This is a genomic window from Erythrobacter sp. W36 (assembly GCF_057364935.1).
The window spans coordinates 2563107-2578916 of record NZ_CP200281.1 but is presented as its reverse complement, the minus strand read 5'-3'; the positions used below and the strand labels follow the sequence as shown (position 1 = coordinate 2578916).

Genomic DNA, 15810 nt, shown 5'->3' with positions numbered 1-15810 from the left:
CGGTCTGCTAGTCCCATGTTTCGCTTGTCGAAAATGGGAGGGACTGATGAAAAGATTGATTTTGACCGCTGCCGTATTGGGTGTCGCGGCTCCAATGCCTGTGCTTGCTCAGGATACAGTGGTGGTAACAGGCTCGCGGCAAGATCGCTCTTCCGCCAACGCCTATTTCCGAAATGACGGGCCATCCGCGATCGGGGTAACGCGCCGCGCAGACTATTTCGTGACGCCGTTGTTCGTGAGCTCAGATTCGCGCAATCCCGATGTTCGGGTCGAAGAATTGTTCACGATGCTCTCTGCGACTTTGGACCGCGCACAGCAGCAAGGGATCACTTTGGTCGCCGGGCGCTACACGCTGGAACCGGTTACAGCGGCCAATATGCGCGCTTTGCCCATCACTGGCGGCAACCGCCCCGATACAAGCCGGGTGCAGATATATGCCCGTATCCCGCTCAAAGGGGCCGATGCCAATGTGCGGGACACTGCGAAGCGGATCGCGGCATTTGTGAAAGCCGTTCCGGCCACTGGCCGTTCGTTCATTGATGTCGGCACCACCGGGCTCGCGATCGACAATCCAGAGCAATATCGCAGCGATGTTATCCGCCATATTGCCAAGGAGGCGACCAGCTATGCCAGCATGTTTGGCACTGGTTATGGGGTCGAGATCAACGGCTTGGACGGCGATCTCTACTGGCAGCAGTCGAGTGAGACCGAAATCTTCCTCTACATTGAGCATGATTTCGCGATCCGACCTCGCTAATGCTCAGCATATAGCTATTGCGAAGCAATCGCAACAAAGGTAATGCTAGGGAATAGCGAGTCGCTATGCAGCATTGCCGAGGTCTCTATGAAAACGCCGCGTTCCAATATGTCATCCGCCAATTCCAAGGCGGGGATGAGCAATTGGATCGCGGCGCTGGCGGAGCCTGCGAAGATAGAAACGCTCGGCCCGATTGCTGCGCGCTTTATCTACTCGCTGCGGCTGATCGCTTTGCATGAGCGGGCGAGGCAGGATCCCGTGCCGGAGCTCGCCGTTCGTCTTGGCAATGTGAGCGCAGCGGGCCAATCACTGTCGCTCGCCCAGGCGATCTCGCGGACATGGCCTGAGAATATTCACGTCTCGCGCTTTTGCTGCCGAATGCTCAGCCATGACGAGGCGTGCATTGGCGCGATGATTGATCACGCGACTGCGCGGTCCCGCGTCCAATTTGGCCGCGAGCTTGGCGGGTTGGTGCGACCAGAGCGGATCGCCGAGCTGTGGGACAGGACGCAGGCACTGATCCTGGCGGAATCCCACGGGTAGAGGGGCTGCAACAATGCTTGCCCGAAGGGCGCGCGCTGGCTACCGCTGAGCGCATGACCATTACACGTTTTGCGCCCGCTCCGACGGGCCGCCTCCATGTTGGCAATATCCGCACCGCGCTCCACAATTGGATGCTCGCGCGCAAGGCTGGCGGCAAGTTCCTGCTGCGTATCGACGACACCGACGCAGCGCGATCTAAAGAGGAATATGTCGACGCGATCCATGAGGACCTCGCATGGCTGGGCATGGCGCCAGACATGGTGGAGCGTCAGTCCTTGCGGCTGGAACGTTACGATGCGGCGTTTGACGTTCTAAAGGCTGCCGGGCGGATTTACCCCGCCTATGAGACAAGCCAGGAGCTTGAGCTTAAGCGTAAGGTCTTGCTCGGTCGCGGCCTGCCGCCGATCTATGATCGCGGCGCATTGACGATGACTGACGAGGAACGCGCGGCGAAGGAGGCTGAAGGTATTCAGCCGCACTGGCGCTTTAAGCTCGATCATGATGAGCCGATTGAGTGGGAAGACGGCGTTCGCGGCACGGCGAAGTTCGATCCGGCCCAGCTGTCCGATCCGGTTATCCGGCGCGCCGATGGGTCTTGGCTCTACATGCTACCCAGCACGGTTGATGATGTCGAAATGGGCGTCACTCAAGTGCTCCGCGGTGAGGACCATGTTTCCAACACTGCCGTTCAAATTCAGATGTTTACCGCACTTTATGCTGCACAATTTTCTGCAGCATCTGGCGCACCGAATGTCCTGCCGAAATTCGCGCATGAAGCCTTGCTGGTGGGCCGCGAGGGCAAGCTCTCCAAACGGCTGGGCTCGCTTGGCTGCGATGCGTTTAGAGAACGCGGGATTGAGCCCGAGGCGCTGATCGCTTTGCTGGCCCGGCTTGGCACATCGCTATCGGTAGAGCCGATTGCGAACATGCAAGATTTGCTTGAGACCTTTGATCTGTCGACTTTCGGCCGCGCGCCTGCAAAGTTTGACGATGCCGATCTGGAGCGAGTGAACACGGCCATCGTCCACCAAATGGAATTCGCCGAGGTTAAAGACCGTCTGCCAGAAGGCATGGGCGAAGACGCATGGCACGCAGTGCGTCCCAATCTGGAGACTGTCGGCGGGGCGCATGATTATTGGCGGATCGTCACCGGCCCGATTGAGCTGCCTGAATTCTCCGACGAAGACCGCGCCTATCTCGCCGATGCGGCTAGCACGCTGGAATGGGGTGATGATCCCTGGGCTGCGCTCACATCTGCGCTGAAAGAAAAGACCGGGCGCAAGGGCAAGGCCCTGTTCCTGCCTCTGCGGCAAGCGCTCACCGGCATGAACCACGGACCGGATATGGGCGAATTGCTGCCCGTGCTGGGCGAAGAGGTTGCGCGTCGCCGCTTGGAGCGGGCGTCTACCTAGGCTTCGTTAGCCCTCGTGGCGCTCAAGCTCATTGCCGGACAGCGTTACGACATGGAGCAAATTGGTTGCGCCCGGGGTGCCAAACGGCACACCGGCCAGCGCGATCAGCTTGTTTCCAGCTTCGCCAAATCCGTGGCGCAAGGCCATGCGCTTGCCCTTGGCAATCATCTCCTCAAAGCTGCCGATGTCCTTGGTCGCGACCGCATGCGCGCCCCATAACAAGCACACGCGGCGAGCGGTCCGGTTCGACGGGGTGAGCACCAGAACAGGCGTATCGGGCCGCTCGCGCGAAACACGCCGCGCGGTTGAGCCGGATGCCGTGAATACGGTGATCGCGCTGATCGGAACGGTATCGGCGATAGTCATGCAGGCATGGGCCAGCGCATCGGAAGTTGTCGCATCCGGCGGCGTCTCGAGGAAACGCACGCGCTCCTTATAGCCTTCATCGCGCTCCACTTGCCCTGCGATCTTGTCCATCATGGCAACGGATTCTTCAGGCCATTCACCCGCGGCACTCTCCGCTGAGAGCATCACTGCGTCCGCGCCATCATAAACCGCATTGGCGACATCAGAGACCTCCGCGCGGGTTGGCATCGGGCTCTCGATCATGCTTTCCAGCATTTGCGTGGCGACGATCACGGGCTTGCCCGCGCGCCGCGTGGCATTGACGATCTTCTTTTGCAGCGGCGGAACCTCGAACGGCTCCAGCTCCACGCCCAGATCGCCGCGCGCCACCATTATACCATCGGATAGCTCAATGATCTCTTCCAGCCGGTGGACCGCCATCGGCTTTTCGATCTTTGCGCACAGGGCAGTGTCATTGCCGATCAGCCTGCGCGCCTCGGCAAGGTCTTCTGGCCGCTGCACAAAGGACAATGCGATCCAGTCCGCCTCTTGCTGAACCGCAAAGGCGAGATCGCGGCGATCTTTGTCGGTCAGCGCGGGGATCGGCACCTCGGCATCCGGCACGTTGACGCCCTTACGGTCAGAGATAACCCCGCCCACTTCAGCAGAGCAGAGGATTTCATCGTCGCTCGCCTTGATCACCTTCAGCTTGATCTTGCCGTCATTGATTAGCAGGCGCTGTCCCTTTTCCAGGATGCCGAACAGCTCTGGATGAGGCAGGCAAACGCGGGTTTCATCGCCCGGCTCTGGATTGCGGTCGAGCGTGAAATGGCCAGAATGGCGGATCACCGCGCTGCCATCCTTAAACGTGCCGACGCGCAGTTTCGGACCCTGCAAATCGGCCAGGATCGCGACGGGGCGGGCAAATTCTCGCTCCATATCCCGGATCGCGGCAATCGAGGCGGCATGATCGGCGTGTTCGCCGTGGCTCATATTCACCCGGAACGCATCGGCGCCCGCGCGAAACAATTTGCGCAGCATTTCAGGCGAGCGGCTGGCTGGCCCGATTGTCGCCAAAATTTTGACCTTGCGGCCGCGAGGGTTCATCCGATTGAGATCGCTCTTTTTCATGGTGCCAGCTATGGCACAGGTGAATTTCAACTCAAGGACAAGCTTCACATGGATACGAATGCGCCCGATCAATTGGACAACTTAGATGATGCAGTGGCTGCTGCGGCGTTTCGGCGGTTGGTGCGTCATCTACAGCACCGTCACGACGCGCAGAATATTGAGCTGATGGGGTTATCGGGCTTTTGCCGCAATTGTCTGGCGGATTGGATCCGCGATGCCGGCTTTGACGGCGACAAGGCGGCGGCGCGCGAGCTGATCCATGGGATGCCGATGGATGAGTGGAAGGCGACCCGCCAATCTCCGGCAACCGAAGAGCAATTGGCGGCCATGCAAGCCAGCGTTGCCAAAAATCGCGTGGATTAGCGACGAGCCCGGTTCACGGCTGAGCGCCCTTTGGCTATCGCAGCGCTCAACTGATTCTCAAATTTTGGAGCACATAGAATATGGCTGACGCCACAGATGATCGCCTGCGCCTTTTGATTGAGCGCATTGAGCGCCTTGAAGAAGAGAAAAAAGGCATCGCCGATGATATTCGCGATGTTTATGCCGAAGGAAAAGCAGTTGGATACGACTCCAAACTGATGAGGCAAATCGTGCGGCTGAGAAAGATGAAGCCAGATGATCGCGCGGAGATGGAGATGATATTGGAGACCTACAAAGCGGCTCTCGGCATGGCTTAGTCTTCCAGATCAACGGCGGCTTTAGCGACAAGATACTCCGTCCAAGCGCTCGGGTCACCTGCCTTTAATTTTTCTAAGAGGTCCGTCATGCCTTGTGCATATTGAATGCGCGTCCCAATCGAGGATACCATAATATCCGTTAGGCGCTCAAACAGCCAGAAGTATGCTGCTAGAGTGGCGTCAATATCGTCTTCAGATAATTCCAGATCGGCTATGGACTTCGGATGGGTAATCCGATTGCGGATTTCCTTTGCAGTTTTCAGTTTGTTCCACTCTGCATCGTCAAAGCTGATCTCTTCCTTTTGATTAATTCGTTGTGCAATTCGCCCTGCTAGGCGGATAGTGGTTCTAAGTTCGATAAAATTTGGGCGTTCTTTTATCGTGCCATTTGAAGCCACAACAAAGGAGATGTCGCTCAAGGCCGCCTTCTCTGCCGGTTCAAGACCAAATGTCTGTTCAGCAGCAGTCTGCACGTCTTGCTTAAAGGCCCAAACGAGGCCTTCAATCGCGGCAAAGGTTGTTCGGATCAAATTACGTTTCGTGATTTGATTGTTGTCTTCCTTCCTGCGCGCCATAGCATACGCGACGTCTTCAGTAAGAGTGGAGATAAAATTGTTTTGTTTTGCCATGCGATCTTCCAGGCCAAATAGAGCGTGGCCGTAAAAGGCCAATCTTTAATCAGAATTCCATCTCACCCAAATACTAGATGCATGCATGATTGCTAAAAGTAAAATGCGGTACTTAAATTATCTGATAGACCGTCAGCAAATAAACCGCGTTGAACGCCGCATGATGCAGCATCGCTGCGCGCAGGCCGAAGCGCACGCGTGTGTAGGCGAGCAGCAGGCCGCCGATGGCTTGCGGCAGGATAACCACCAGATCGATTGCTCCGGTGATCGCCTGATAATTGGCGAGGTGCACCAAGCCAAAGGCGAGCGAGCTGCCCCATACCAGCCAAGTGAAATTCTTCGTGAACCAGTCGGGGATGCGCGTGTCGGTAAAACGGGTTTGGCTCCATTGCCAAAGGCCAAATGCAAGCACCGCAAAGCCAGCAAGAACGAGCACGCTGCTCGTCCCTTCGCCGACATAGCCCGCGGCAATGAAGAGCGCGGCTGATACAGCTCCAAAAGCGGCAAAGCGCAGTGACGCCAATTTCCCCGTCAGCCATCCGCGAAACAGCGCCTCTTCGGTCAGCGGAGCGAATAGAAGAAAGCCTATGAGGTCCTCTTCAAGCGTCGCCTCAAAATCAATCGCATCGGGAAGCGCTGAAACGCTCGCGTCGATCCAGTCCAGCAATTGCTGAGCACCGAAATCAATCAACAGATCGATCAGGAACACAAAGCCAACCGCTGCCAGCAAATGCCGGCCCCATGGATAAGGAACCCGAAACGGGGATGGGTGGCGAATGAACCCCCCAAGGTCGTCTGCGCGCTGGCGAAGGGTAATATCCGCTACAGCTGGTCTTGCCTCAATATCAGGCATCGGAGTAAGGCCACCCTTCATACATTTGCAGCGGTAGTGATTCAGAGACCATGGCAGGCCATTCCAAATTCAAGAACATCATGCACCGTAAAGGTGCGCAGGACAAAAAGCGTTCTAATCTGTTTTCCAAGCTTTCCCGCGAAATTACCGTGGCAGCGAAAATGGGCACGCCCGATCCGGATATGAACCCGCGTCTGCGGCTGGCGGTCAACACCGCCAAAGGCCAATCGATGCCGAAGGACAATATCCAGCGCGCAATCGACAAGGCAAGCGCGGGTGATGACGAGAATTACGAAGAGGTCCGCTACGAAGGCTATGGCCCCGGCGGCAGCGCGATCATCGTCGAAACGCTGACCGACAATCGCAACCGCACGGCAACAGCGGTGCGGACCGCGTTTAGCAAGAATGGCGGCAATCTGGGCACAGAAGGCTCGGTTGCGCATGGCTTTGAACGGCTTGGCTATATCGAATATTCTGCTGAGGCAGGCAGCGAGGACAAGGTTCTGGAGGCGGCGATGGAAGCGGGCGCTGAGGACATTGCATCTAGCGATGATGGCCATGAGATTTGGACCGCAGCCGATGACCTTCACGAGGTCTCATCCGCGCTTGAGAAAGCTCTTGGCGAGGCCAAGGAAGTTAAGCTCGCATGGAAGCCGAACCTGACGGTTGAGCTCGATGAGAAAGGCGCTGGCACTTTGCTCAAGCTGATCGACACGCTCGATGATGATGATGATGTGCAGACCGTTTGGGGCAATTACGAAATCTCTGATGAGGTGATGGCGAAGCTCGACGCGTGACGCGGCTGGAATGGCTGCTGGCGCTATCGCTAGGGGCTGCTTTTCTGCTCGCGATCGCTTGGCGGCTTGGCTGGATGGTGGGATTGCAATGATCGGAGGGCGATCAACATTCTCCGTTTACCCTGAGCTTGTCGAAGGGTTGCCCTTTACTTTCAACACAAGACAGGAAGGCAGTACAACCCTTCGACAAGCTCAGGGTGAGCGGAATATTTTGAATTGACCACTATCCTCGGCCTTGACCCTTCGCTCAGCTGCACTGGCTGGGGCGTGCTGCGCAGTGAAGGCAGCCGGATCAGCCATATTGCCAATGGTCAGATTAAGACGGATGCCAAAGCGCCAATGGCGGCGCGCTTGTCGCATCTGATCACGGCGCTGGATGCGGTGATTGCAGAGCATGATCCAGACCGTGCGGCGGCGGAAGAGATTTTCGTCAACAAAAACCCCCAATCAACTTTGAAACTAGCGCAGGCGCGCGGCGCTGTGCTGGCCGCATGCGGGGCGCGGGGCCTCGATGTGCGCGAGCATGCGGCGCGCTCGGTCAAAAAGGCTGTGGTCGGGACGGGCGCGGCGGACAAAGAGCAGGTTCAGGCTATGCTCAAGGTTTTGCTCCCAAATGCGGTTCTGGTAGGCGCGGATGCGGCCGATGCGCTGGCGGTGGCAATTGCCGATGCGCATCTGTCCTACACGCCAAATGGCAGGTAAGAGTGCGAACTATGATGCGACATTGGGCCAGCCATTGTGATTGTTACGATGCGGAATGCGGGCCAAATGGACGTGTTCCAAAACGTGAAATGTGTTCCAAGAATATGGGTAAGGATTGGGCATGAAACTGCAGATTTACGGGATTCCGAACTGCGATACGGTCAAGAAAGCGCGCAAATGGCTCGATGACAAAGGTCACACTTTCGACTTTCATGATTACAAGAAGGTCGGCGCTGATCCAGCCAAACTGGAGGCATGGATCGCGGACAAGGGCGTTGATGTGGTGCTCAACCGGCGCGGCACGACATTCCGCAAACTGTCCGATGCTGACAAGGCCGACATCACCCCTGCAAAGGCTGTCACATTGCTGCAAGAGCACCCGTCCATGATCAAGCGACCCGTCGCCGAGTATGAGGGCGGCTTGCTGATTGGGTTTAAGGAGGAAGAATGGTCCGCGGCTCTGTCTTAGGTCTGCTCGCATGCGCGCTCTCAGTCATTTCGCCGATCTTGATGTCTGCCTCTGCGGCGGCGCAGTCGGGGTCAGTGCGCGTGGCTGATCGGCCGCTCATCATCGCCCATCGCGGGGCCAGCGGCGACCGTCCGGAACACACGCTTGCCGCCTATGAACTCGCGATCGATCTGGGCGCTGACTACATCGAGCCCGATCTGGTCGCGACCAAGGACCTGGTGCTGGTTGCGCGGCATGAAAACGAACTCTCTGGCACCACGGATGTGGCGAGCCGCGAGGAGTTTGAGGATCGCCGCCGCGACAAGATGATCGATGGCCAATTGGTCGCCGGCTGGTTTGCAGAGGACTTCACCCTCGCTGAAATCCGCACCCTGCGCGCCCGCGAACGCGTGCCGAGCGCGCGGCCCAGCAATACGGCGTACAACGGGCTCTATCAGGTCCCAACCTTTGAAGAAGTGGTCCAGCTGGTGCGGGCCAAAGAGGCGGAGACCGGGCGCAGCATTGGTCTCTATCCAGAACTCAAGCACCCGACCTTCATGCTGCAAGAGGCCGGCATTGATATGGTCGACCTGCTCGTGCGCGATCTGCGCGCCTTGGGTCTGGATAAGGCGGACAGCCGCATCTTTGTGCAGATCTTCGAGGTCGGTCCGCTGCAGCGACTCAATCAGCGCGTGGATGTGCCGCTGGTGCTGCTGATCCATCCAGAAGGCGGCCCCTATGATGAGCCCGAGCTGCGCTGGGCGGACATGGTCACGCCTTCAGGTCTCGCAGAGATCGCTGAGTACGCCGACGGAATTGGGCCGGGGCTGAGCTACATCGTCAACGAAGATGGCTCGCTTACCGATCTGGTCGCCACTGCTCATGCGGCCGGCCTTACGGTGCATCCCTGGACCCTGCGCAAGGAGAACGGCTTTCTGCCTGCCGCTTTGAAGGGGACCGGCGGACCGGCGGGCGATGGGCGCTATCAATGGCTGTGGGGCCGCGCGATAGAGAGCGGGGCAGACGGGTTCTTCACTGACAATGTTGGTGAGCTAATAGAAGTGCTTGAGCAGCAGAAACGCTAGATCCGGCGCGCTGAGAGGATGTAGTTGAGTGCCTCATCATCGGAAAGGTGCAGGCCTTTGCCTGGCCAGTAGGCGATGCCTTGTTGATCGATCAGCTCTAATCCGACGTCTGAGAGCAAGTCTGCGAGCTCCTCAGGTGTGATGAAGTCGGACCAGTTGTGCGTGCCCTTCGGCACATAGCCGATGGCTTCGGCAGCACCGACGAGCAGCAAGCGGCTGGCAGCGGTGCGGTTGGGTGTGGACATGACCAGCAATCCGCCCGGCGCAATCCGTTCGGCCACATTGGCGAGAAACGCGGGCTTGTCCGCGACGTGCTCCACAACCTCGAGGCAGGTAACGAGGTCGAACTGGCCGATATCAAGCCCCGCCAGCTCGCCAGCCATATAGCGAATGTCGAGCCCGACAGCCTCGGCATGTGCTGCAGCGGCTGACACGTTCTCAGCGGCAGCATCGACGCCTGTTACTGCCGCGCCCAATCGGGCCATGGGTTCGCAAACGAGGCCAGCGCCGCAGCCGATGTCGAGCGCGGTCTTGCCTGCAAGAGGCTTGGCATTGCTGGCTGAGCCGCTCCAATGCGCATCGATCGCGCCGCGAATGAACTCCAGCCTCACCGGGTTCACTTGGTGCAAAGAGGCCATCGGCCCTTTCGGGTTCCACCAGTCGCGCGCCAAAGAGGCGAAGTGTTCGGCCTCCTCTGGGCGGATAGTTACACTTGTGACATTTGCCTTTGTCATTCACCGCCCTTAACAGCGCGCAGCACAGTGAACCAGCAGGAGCGAAAATAAATTGGCCAAGAGCGGGCCCAAGAGCGGGCAACGGATCGTGATGAAGTTCGGCGGCACATCAATGGCCGGAACCGAGCGCATTCGCCGCGTCGCCAATCTTGTGCGGGCGCAGGCGGCTGCTGGCAATCAAGTCGCGGTGGTTGTGTCGGCCATGGCCGGCGAGACTGACCGGCTGATCAACTTCTGCCGCGAAGCCAATGCGCTGTATGATCCGGCTGAGTTTGACGTGGTTGTCTCCAGCGGAGAGCAAGTGACCAGCGGACTGCTCGCGCTCACGCTCCAATCATTGGGCACAAAGGCGCGCAGCTGGCTGGGCTGGCAATTGCCGGTGCGCACAATTGAGGCGCACTCAAAAGCGCGGATCGAAACGATCGACGCGCCCGGCCTGATCGAAGCGCTGGAAGATGGTGAGATCGCTGTCATTCCAGGTTTTCAAGGCGTCTCTGAGGAAGGCCGCATCACCACAATGGGGCGCGGCGGCTCAGACACCTCTGCGGTTGGCATTGCTGCTGCGATCAACGCCGATCGCTGCGACATCTACACCGATGTTGACGGCGTCTACACCACCGACCCGCGGATTGTCGCCAAAGCGCGCAAGCTTAAGGCGGTGACTTACGAAGAAATGCTCGAACTCGCGTCGGTCGGGGCCAAAGTGCTGCAAACCAGATCAGTCGGGCTGGCGATGAAAGCCGGGGTGCGCATTCAAGTGCTCTCCAGCTTTGGCGATGATGATGCGGCGAGCGCAGATGAACTGCCGGGAACGCTGATCGTCTCGGATATGGAAATGGATCAATTGGTGGAGAACGGCGATATGGAACGCCAGCTGGTAACCGGTATTGCACACGATAAGAATGAGGCGAAAATCATCCTTACCCGTGTGCCCGATAAGCCTGGCGCTGTGGCCCACATTTTTGAGCCGCTCGCCGATGCCAGCATCAACGTCGACATGATCATTCAAAACGTCGGCCGCGATAAGGGTGAGACCGACGTGACCTTCACCGTGCCTCAAGCGGATCTCGCCCGCGCGCAGGCAATGCTGGAAGACCGGCTTGAGGATATTGGGTTCAACCGGATCATCACGGACAGCCATATTGCGAAGATCAGTGTTGTCGGCGTTGGCATGAAAAGCCATGCCGGTGTCGCCAGCACCATGTTCCGCGCTCTGTCAGATCGCGGGATTAACATTCAGGCGATCTCAACCTCAGAAATTAAGGTCAGCGTGCTGATTGATGAGGATGAAACAGAGCTTGCTGTGCGCGTTTTGCACACCGCCTATGGGCTTGATGCGGTGGAAGAAGCCGTCTGATCGCGCGCTTTTGCGGCGTCTAACTGGTTAAGGTCTCGCTTCATCGGGTTAGGCGTTAGCCGCTAACTACTTCTTAACTCTGCTCGGCAAGATTTGCGGCTCGCAAAGGAGTCGCGACTATGGTGTTGAGAGCACATCTGGGCCCAATTGAGCCTGCCTACAGTTCTGATGGACAACGCGATGAGCCAAGGCGCGAGCTGCGCCTAGAGACCAGCGGCGTGCTGCCTGGCGGTGTGAACGCGAATGTTACCGTCCACAATATTTCGGCAACGGGCTTGCTGGTCGAAACAGGCTTGCCAGTCGTGCGCGGAGAGACGCTGGCTGTGGAGCTGCCACAGATTGGCGAAGTGGTCGCTGAGATCGTCTGGGTCAGCGGTTCTTTGTTTGGATGCGCCTTCGCGAAAGCCCTTAGTCCAGCGGCCTTGGCAGCGGCTGAATTGCGCTCTGACGCACCGCTGCCAGAAGCCATCGGGAGCACTCCCGCAATTCCCGTGATGACCCCCATCACCAATGAGACCCTTGGCCTCAAATTGTCACGCTTGCGCAAAGAGCGCAGCCTCACCCTTGCTCAAGTTGCTGAATATCTTGGGGTTAGCAAACCGACCGTGTGGGCCTGGGAAAAAGGCAAAGCGCGCCCGCTGCCAGATCGGCTTGATGCGATCGCTCAGGTTTTGGGTGTTTCAACCGATGATTTGTCAGGCGCAGCCACCCCAGATGACAGCACTGCGATCATCAATGAGAGCCGTTTACGTATTGCTACCAGCCTCGGAACGACACCCGATAAGGTGCGTATCATGATCGAGCTTTGAGAATATTGTTTTACAAACACAAGACACAGATTGCGGTAGAAGAAGCTCAACATTGATTCGCACATGGCATGCCAAGTGGCGGATTGTTTGAAAATCTTGCGAGTGCATATGAATAGGTATGAATATGATTCTCAATAAATTTTCAGATTGTGGTAAGTATATCTGAGGTTGATTCGTTTTTTAGGTAAGTTAATTTACTAAACTAACAAAACTTCAGAAAAGTAATGCAAGTCTGCGCTTTCTAATAGCGATTACTGGCATTCGTTAGTTTATTTGTTGATCTTAACTATAGAACGGTTTGACCCGGGGGGTGTCAAAGCCGGGGGCAATACGGCAATGGAAATTGGTTTAAGCGCTACAGAGGGTGCCGAGCTGCACGGTCTACTGGCCGAAGCTGCCGGTGACATCGTCGTCAAATTGGATGCGAATGGTTTCATTCAGCATGCATCACCGAACATCAAAACAATGGGGCTTGAGCTCAGTCAGCTCTTGTTCTTGCCGCATATCGCGGATTTGGCCTGTGCCAATTACGTGGATGGCCTGCGCATATTTGTTGCGGCTGCCATGGACGGCAATGCGACAGAGGGACCTTTCGAGTTTCCGATTGCGATACCCGGCGAAACCGGTCTGGCCGACCAAGGCAAATGGCATTCGCTGAGCCTGCGTCCTGTCCTCAATGATGACGGCACGGCCTGCGGCGCTCTTGGCCTGCTGCGTTCGATCGAGCATCGCCGCATGCTTGAAGGCGAGCTTTATGCCAGCGCCACCACCGACCATTTGACTGGCCTGTGCAACAGCAAAGTCTTTGCCGCGAAGTTGCGGCGCGCCAAGAAGAGTGATGAGGGCGGGGCGCTCGCCCTGTTCGAACTCGACCGGTTCCGGGCGATTTTCATGCAGTATGGCCAGAGCGCGGCTGAAGAGGTGCTGTGGGCCTTTGCACAATTCCTCGAAGCAATGTCGCAGCCGGATTATGATCTCGCGCATCTCGATGGCGGCCGCTTTGCCGTCTGCTTGCCCGGCATGTCGTCCGAAGATGCTCGGGTTTGGTGCGAAGATGTGCTCGAAACCTTCGCAGCGCTCGCAATTGGCGCGACGCCAGGCGAACCGCGCCTTTCGGCCAGTGTTGGCCTGACCACACTCAGCTCCAGCGTTAATGAAGCTTTTAAGCAGGCTGAGCTTGCTTTGGTGATGGCGCGCGCAAGCGGCGGTATGCGTGTCGGCGTGAGCGGGGATACCCGCGGGCCAATCGTCTTTCGTGAACGGCCAATGGTCGGCGAGCTTGGAGTCAGCTTCGCAGCCCGCTAAGGGCTAGCCATGGCGTTTACAGCAACAATACTTCTGCTTGGCTCAGGCGAATTGGGCCGCGAGTTTGTCATCTCAGCAAAAAGATTGGGCGCGCGCGTGATTGCCTGCGATGCCTATGACAACGCGCCGGCGATGCAGGTCGCAGACGAGCGTGAGGTTTTTTCTATGCTGGATGGAGAAACACTGAGAGAAGTGGCGACCCGGCACAAGCCCGACTTTATCGTCCCAGAAATCGAAGCGATCCGAACCGAGGTCTTGGCCGAATTGGAAGCAGAGGGCTTCAACATCGTGCCCTCGGCGCGCGCCGCGCTGCTGACTATGAACCGCGATGCCATCCGGGATCTGGCCGCTGATCAACTCGGCCTTACAACCTCGCGCTATCGCTATGCTGAGAGCTTGGATGAAGTGCGCGAAGGCGCCGCCCATGCGGGCTTTCCATGCGTTATTAAGCCAGTGATGTCCTCGTCAGGCAAAGGCCAAAGCAAGGTCGACGATGCGGCTGGATTGGAGGCTGCTTGGAATTATGCAGTGGATAATATGCGCGGCGATAGGCGGCGCGTGATTGTCGAGCAATTCATCGACTTCGACTATGAAATCACCTTGTTGACCGTGCGCCATGCTGGCGGGATCAGCTTCTGCCCGCCCATCGGCCACCGCCAGGAACGCGGCGACTACCAGGAAAGCTGGCAGCCCGCCGCAATGAGCCCAGCTGCGCTCGCCAAAGCACAAGAGATGGCATCAAGGGTGGTGACAGAGCTTGGCGGCAAGGGACGCGGCCTTGGCCTGTTCGGGGTCGAGTTCTTCGTGCGCGGCGAAGAAGTAATCTTCTCGGAGCTGAGCCCGCGCCCGCATGACACCGGCATGGTGACGCTCATCTCGCAAGATCTCAGCGAATTTGACCTGCATGCCCGCGCGATTTTGGGCATGCCTGTTCCGCAAGAAATCACCGCGCGTCCCTCCGCCTCTGCGGTGGTCTTGGCCGACCGCGACAGTTCCGATTTTGACTTTGAGGGCGTTGCTGAGGCGCTCGCTCTCAGCGATGAAAATGTGGATATTCGCATCTTTGGAAAGCCGGTCACGCGGCCCTACCGCCGGATGGCGGTTGCGCTTGCCAAAGCGGACGACACCGATGACGCTCGAAAGCTAGCCGGCGAGGCCGCGAGCAAGGTGCGCATTGCCTATCGCGATTGAGGCCTCTAATCGCCTCAAACATGAGTGATTATTCAAAGAGCGCCGCCCTGATGCAGCGCGGAACCGATTTTCTTGGCTGTGAAACCGCGATCCTTTGCGGCGCGATGAGCTGGGTGTCTGAGCGCAATCTCGTTTCAGCAATTTCGAACGCTGGCGGATTCGGCGTGATCGCCTGCGGCGCGATGACGCCTGATCTGCTCGATGCTGAGATCGCAGCGACGAAAGCGATGACCAGCAAGCCTTTCGGCGTGAACCTGATCACCATGCATCCGCAATTGTTCGATCTGATCGCAGTGTGCGGCAAGCATGGCGTTACGCATGTCGTGCTGGCTGGCGGTATCCCGCCCAAGGGCAGCGTAGAGGCGATCAAGGAATTCGGCGCGAAAGTCATCGTATTCGCCCCGACTTTGGCTCTGGCGAAGAAGCTGCTGCGTTCTGGCGGCGATGCTTTGGTGATCGAAGGCATGGAAGCGGGCGGCCATATCGGTCCCGTTTCAACCAGCGTTCTGGCGCAGGAATTCCTGCCCGAGCTGGCCGAGGATCACCTCGTGTTTGTCGCGGGCGGCATTGGCCGCGGCGAGGCGATTGCGAGCTATCTTGAGATGGGCGCTTGCGGTGTCCAACTGGGCACGCGTTTTGCTTGCGCGACTGAGAGCATTGCGCACCCCGAATTCAAGAAAGCCTTCTTCCGGGCCAAGGCGCGCGATGCCGATGCCAGCGTTCAGATCGATCCGCGCTTGCCCGTGATCCCGGTGCGAGCGCTCAAGAACAAGGGCACGGAAGAATTCACCGCCAAGCAGATCGAGGTTGCCGGCATGCTCGACCGGGAAGAGGTCGATATGGGCGAGGCGCAATTGCAGATCGAGCATTATTGGGCCGGCGCATTGCGCCGCGCTGTTATTGACGGCGATATCGAGAATGGCAGCCTTATGGCCGGTCAGAGCGTCGGCATGGTGAAGGCGGAAGAACCTGCAGCAGATATCATCGCGTCCCTGATGCGCGAATGCGAGGCCGCGCTGGAGGGCAGATAGA

Annotated in this window: 18 protein-coding genes; 14 read left to right on the top strand and 4 right to left on the bottom strand. The window is 58.0% G+C overall.

Features of this window, described 5'->3' with window-relative positions:
• Positions 1-46 precede the first annotated feature (46 nt).
• The 3 genes from AC0V6U_RS12615 to AC0V6U_RS12605 all read left to right on the top strand — a co-directional run bounded on the left by AC0V6U_RS12615 (position 47) and on the right by AC0V6U_RS12605 (position 2712).
• Positions 47-757 carry a hypothetical protein gene (locus AC0V6U_RS12615; protein WP_472643513.1) on the top strand — a complete coding sequence of 237 codons (711 nt, stop codon included), beginning with the start codon at positions 47-49 and terminating at the stop codon, positions 755-757.
• 87 nt (positions 758-844) lie between these two features.
• A complete protein-coding gene (locus AC0V6U_RS12610) occupies positions 845-1300 on the top strand; it encodes a DNA-directed RNA polymerase subunit beta' (protein WP_472643512.1) in 456 nt (151 codons plus the stop codon).
• 53 nt (positions 1301-1353) lie between these two features.
• Positions 1354-2712, top strand: coding sequence for a glutamate--tRNA ligase (locus tag AC0V6U_RS12605; RefSeq protein ID WP_472643511.1), 1359 nt, complete (start codon positions 1354-1356; stop codon positions 2710-2712).
• 6 nt (positions 2713-2718) lie between these two features.
• Here the strand turns inward: AC0V6U_RS12605 and pyk are convergent, their stop codons facing one another.
• Entirely contained in the window at positions 2719-4188 is a 1470-nt protein-coding gene (pyk, locus tag AC0V6U_RS12600; RefSeq protein ID WP_472643510.1) for a pyruvate kinase, read from the bottom strand.
• Between the two features lie 48 nt (positions 4189-4236).
• Here pyk and AC0V6U_RS12595 point away from each other — a divergent pair, with 48 nt between their 5' ends.
• Together AC0V6U_RS12595 and AC0V6U_RS12590 are read left to right on the top strand one after the other, a co-directional pair.
• Positions 4237-4551: a DUF1244 domain-containing protein gene (locus AC0V6U_RS12595; RefSeq protein ID WP_472643509.1), complete on the top strand. Its 315-nt coding sequence runs from the start codon at positions 4237-4239 to the stop codon at positions 4549-4551.
• 80 nt (positions 4552-4631) lie between these two features.
• Positions 4632-4868 (top strand): DUF2312 domain-containing protein, encoded by a 237-nt coding sequence (locus tag AC0V6U_RS12590; protein ID WP_472643508.1) that lies wholly within the window; start codon positions 4632-4634, stop codon positions 4866-4868.
• Here the strand turns inward: AC0V6U_RS12590 and AC0V6U_RS12585 are convergent.
• Both AC0V6U_RS12585 and AC0V6U_RS12580 read right to left on the bottom strand, forming a co-directional pair.
• On the bottom strand, positions 4865-5497 hold the full coding sequence (locus AC0V6U_RS12585; protein ID WP_472643507.1) for a hypothetical protein: 633 nt from the start codon (positions 5495-5497) through the stop codon (positions 4865-4867). The genes AC0V6U_RS12590 and AC0V6U_RS12585 overlap by 4 nt on opposite strands.
• A 112-nt stretch (positions 5498-5609) precedes the next feature.
• Positions 5610-6227 carry a CPBP family glutamic-type intramembrane protease gene (locus AC0V6U_RS12580; protein WP_472643506.1) on the bottom strand — a complete coding sequence of 206 codons (618 nt, stop codon included), beginning with the start codon at positions 6225-6227 and terminating at the stop codon, positions 5610-5612.
• Between the two features lie 173 nt (positions 6228-6400).
• Here AC0V6U_RS12580 and AC0V6U_RS12575 point away from each other — a divergent pair, with 173 nt between their 5' ends.
• The 4 genes from AC0V6U_RS12575 to AC0V6U_RS12560 all read left to right on the top strand — a co-directional run bounded on the left by AC0V6U_RS12575 (position 6401) and on the right by AC0V6U_RS12560 (position 9382).
• Positions 6401-7147, top strand: a complete 747-nt coding sequence (locus AC0V6U_RS12575; RefSeq protein ID WP_472643505.1) for a YebC/PmpR family DNA-binding transcriptional regulator — start codon at positions 6401-6403, stop codon at positions 7145-7147.
• 216 nt (positions 7148-7363) lie between these two features.
• On the top strand, positions 7364-7849 hold the full coding sequence (gene ruvC, locus AC0V6U_RS12570; RefSeq protein ID WP_472643504.1) for a crossover junction endodeoxyribonuclease RuvC: 486 nt from the start codon (positions 7364-7366) through the stop codon (positions 7847-7849).
• Positions 7850-7970: 121 nt separating this feature from the next.
• Positions 7971-8318, top strand: coding sequence for an arsenate reductase (locus AC0V6U_RS12565; RefSeq protein WP_472643503.1), 348 nt, complete (start codon positions 7971-7973; stop codon positions 8316-8318).
• Positions 8297-9382, top strand: coding sequence for a glycerophosphodiester phosphodiesterase (locus AC0V6U_RS12560; protein ID WP_472643502.1), 1086 nt, complete (start codon positions 8297-8299; stop codon positions 9380-9382). The genes AC0V6U_RS12565 and AC0V6U_RS12560 overlap by 22 nt, the downstream gene beginning before the upstream one ends.
• Here the strand turns inward: AC0V6U_RS12560 and ubiG are convergent.
• Entirely contained in the window at positions 9379-10116 is a 738-nt protein-coding gene (gene ubiG / locus AC0V6U_RS12555; RefSeq protein ID WP_472643501.1) for a bifunctional 2-polyprenyl-6-hydroxyphenol methylase/3-demethylubiquinol 3-O-methyltransferase UbiG, read from the bottom strand. The genes AC0V6U_RS12560 and ubiG overlap by 4 nt on opposite strands.
• Before the next feature lie 91 nt (positions 10117-10207).
• Here ubiG and AC0V6U_RS12550 point away from each other — a divergent pair, with 91 nt between their 5' ends.
• The 5 genes from AC0V6U_RS12550 to AC0V6U_RS12530 all read left to right on the top strand — a co-directional run bounded on the left by AC0V6U_RS12550 (position 10208) and on the right by AC0V6U_RS12530 (position 15809).
• Positions 10208-11473, top strand: a complete 1266-nt coding sequence (locus AC0V6U_RS12550) for an aspartate kinase (protein WP_472645763.1) — start codon at positions 10208-10210, stop codon at positions 11471-11473.
• Between the two features lie 119 nt (positions 11474-11592).
• Positions 11593-12282, top strand: a complete 690-nt coding sequence (locus AC0V6U_RS12545) for a helix-turn-helix domain-containing protein (protein WP_472643500.1) — start codon at positions 11593-11595, stop codon at positions 12280-12282.
• 336 nt (positions 12283-12618) lie between these two features.
• Positions 12619-13587 carry a sensor domain-containing diguanylate cyclase gene (locus tag AC0V6U_RS12540; RefSeq protein ID WP_472643499.1) on the top strand — a complete coding sequence of 323 codons (969 nt, stop codon included), beginning with the start codon at positions 12619-12621 and terminating at the stop codon, positions 13585-13587.
• Positions 13588-13596: 9 nt separating this feature from the next.
• On the top strand, positions 13597-14778 hold the full coding sequence (purT, locus tag AC0V6U_RS12535; RefSeq protein WP_472643498.1) for a formate-dependent phosphoribosylglycinamide formyltransferase: 1182 nt from the start codon (positions 13597-13599) through the stop codon (positions 14776-14778).
• A gap of 20 nt (positions 14779-14798) precedes the next feature.
• Positions 14799-15809, top strand: coding sequence for an NAD(P)H-dependent flavin oxidoreductase (locus AC0V6U_RS12530; protein WP_472643497.1), 1011 nt, complete (start codon positions 14799-14801; stop codon positions 15807-15809).
• Position 15810: the final 1 nt, after the last annotated feature.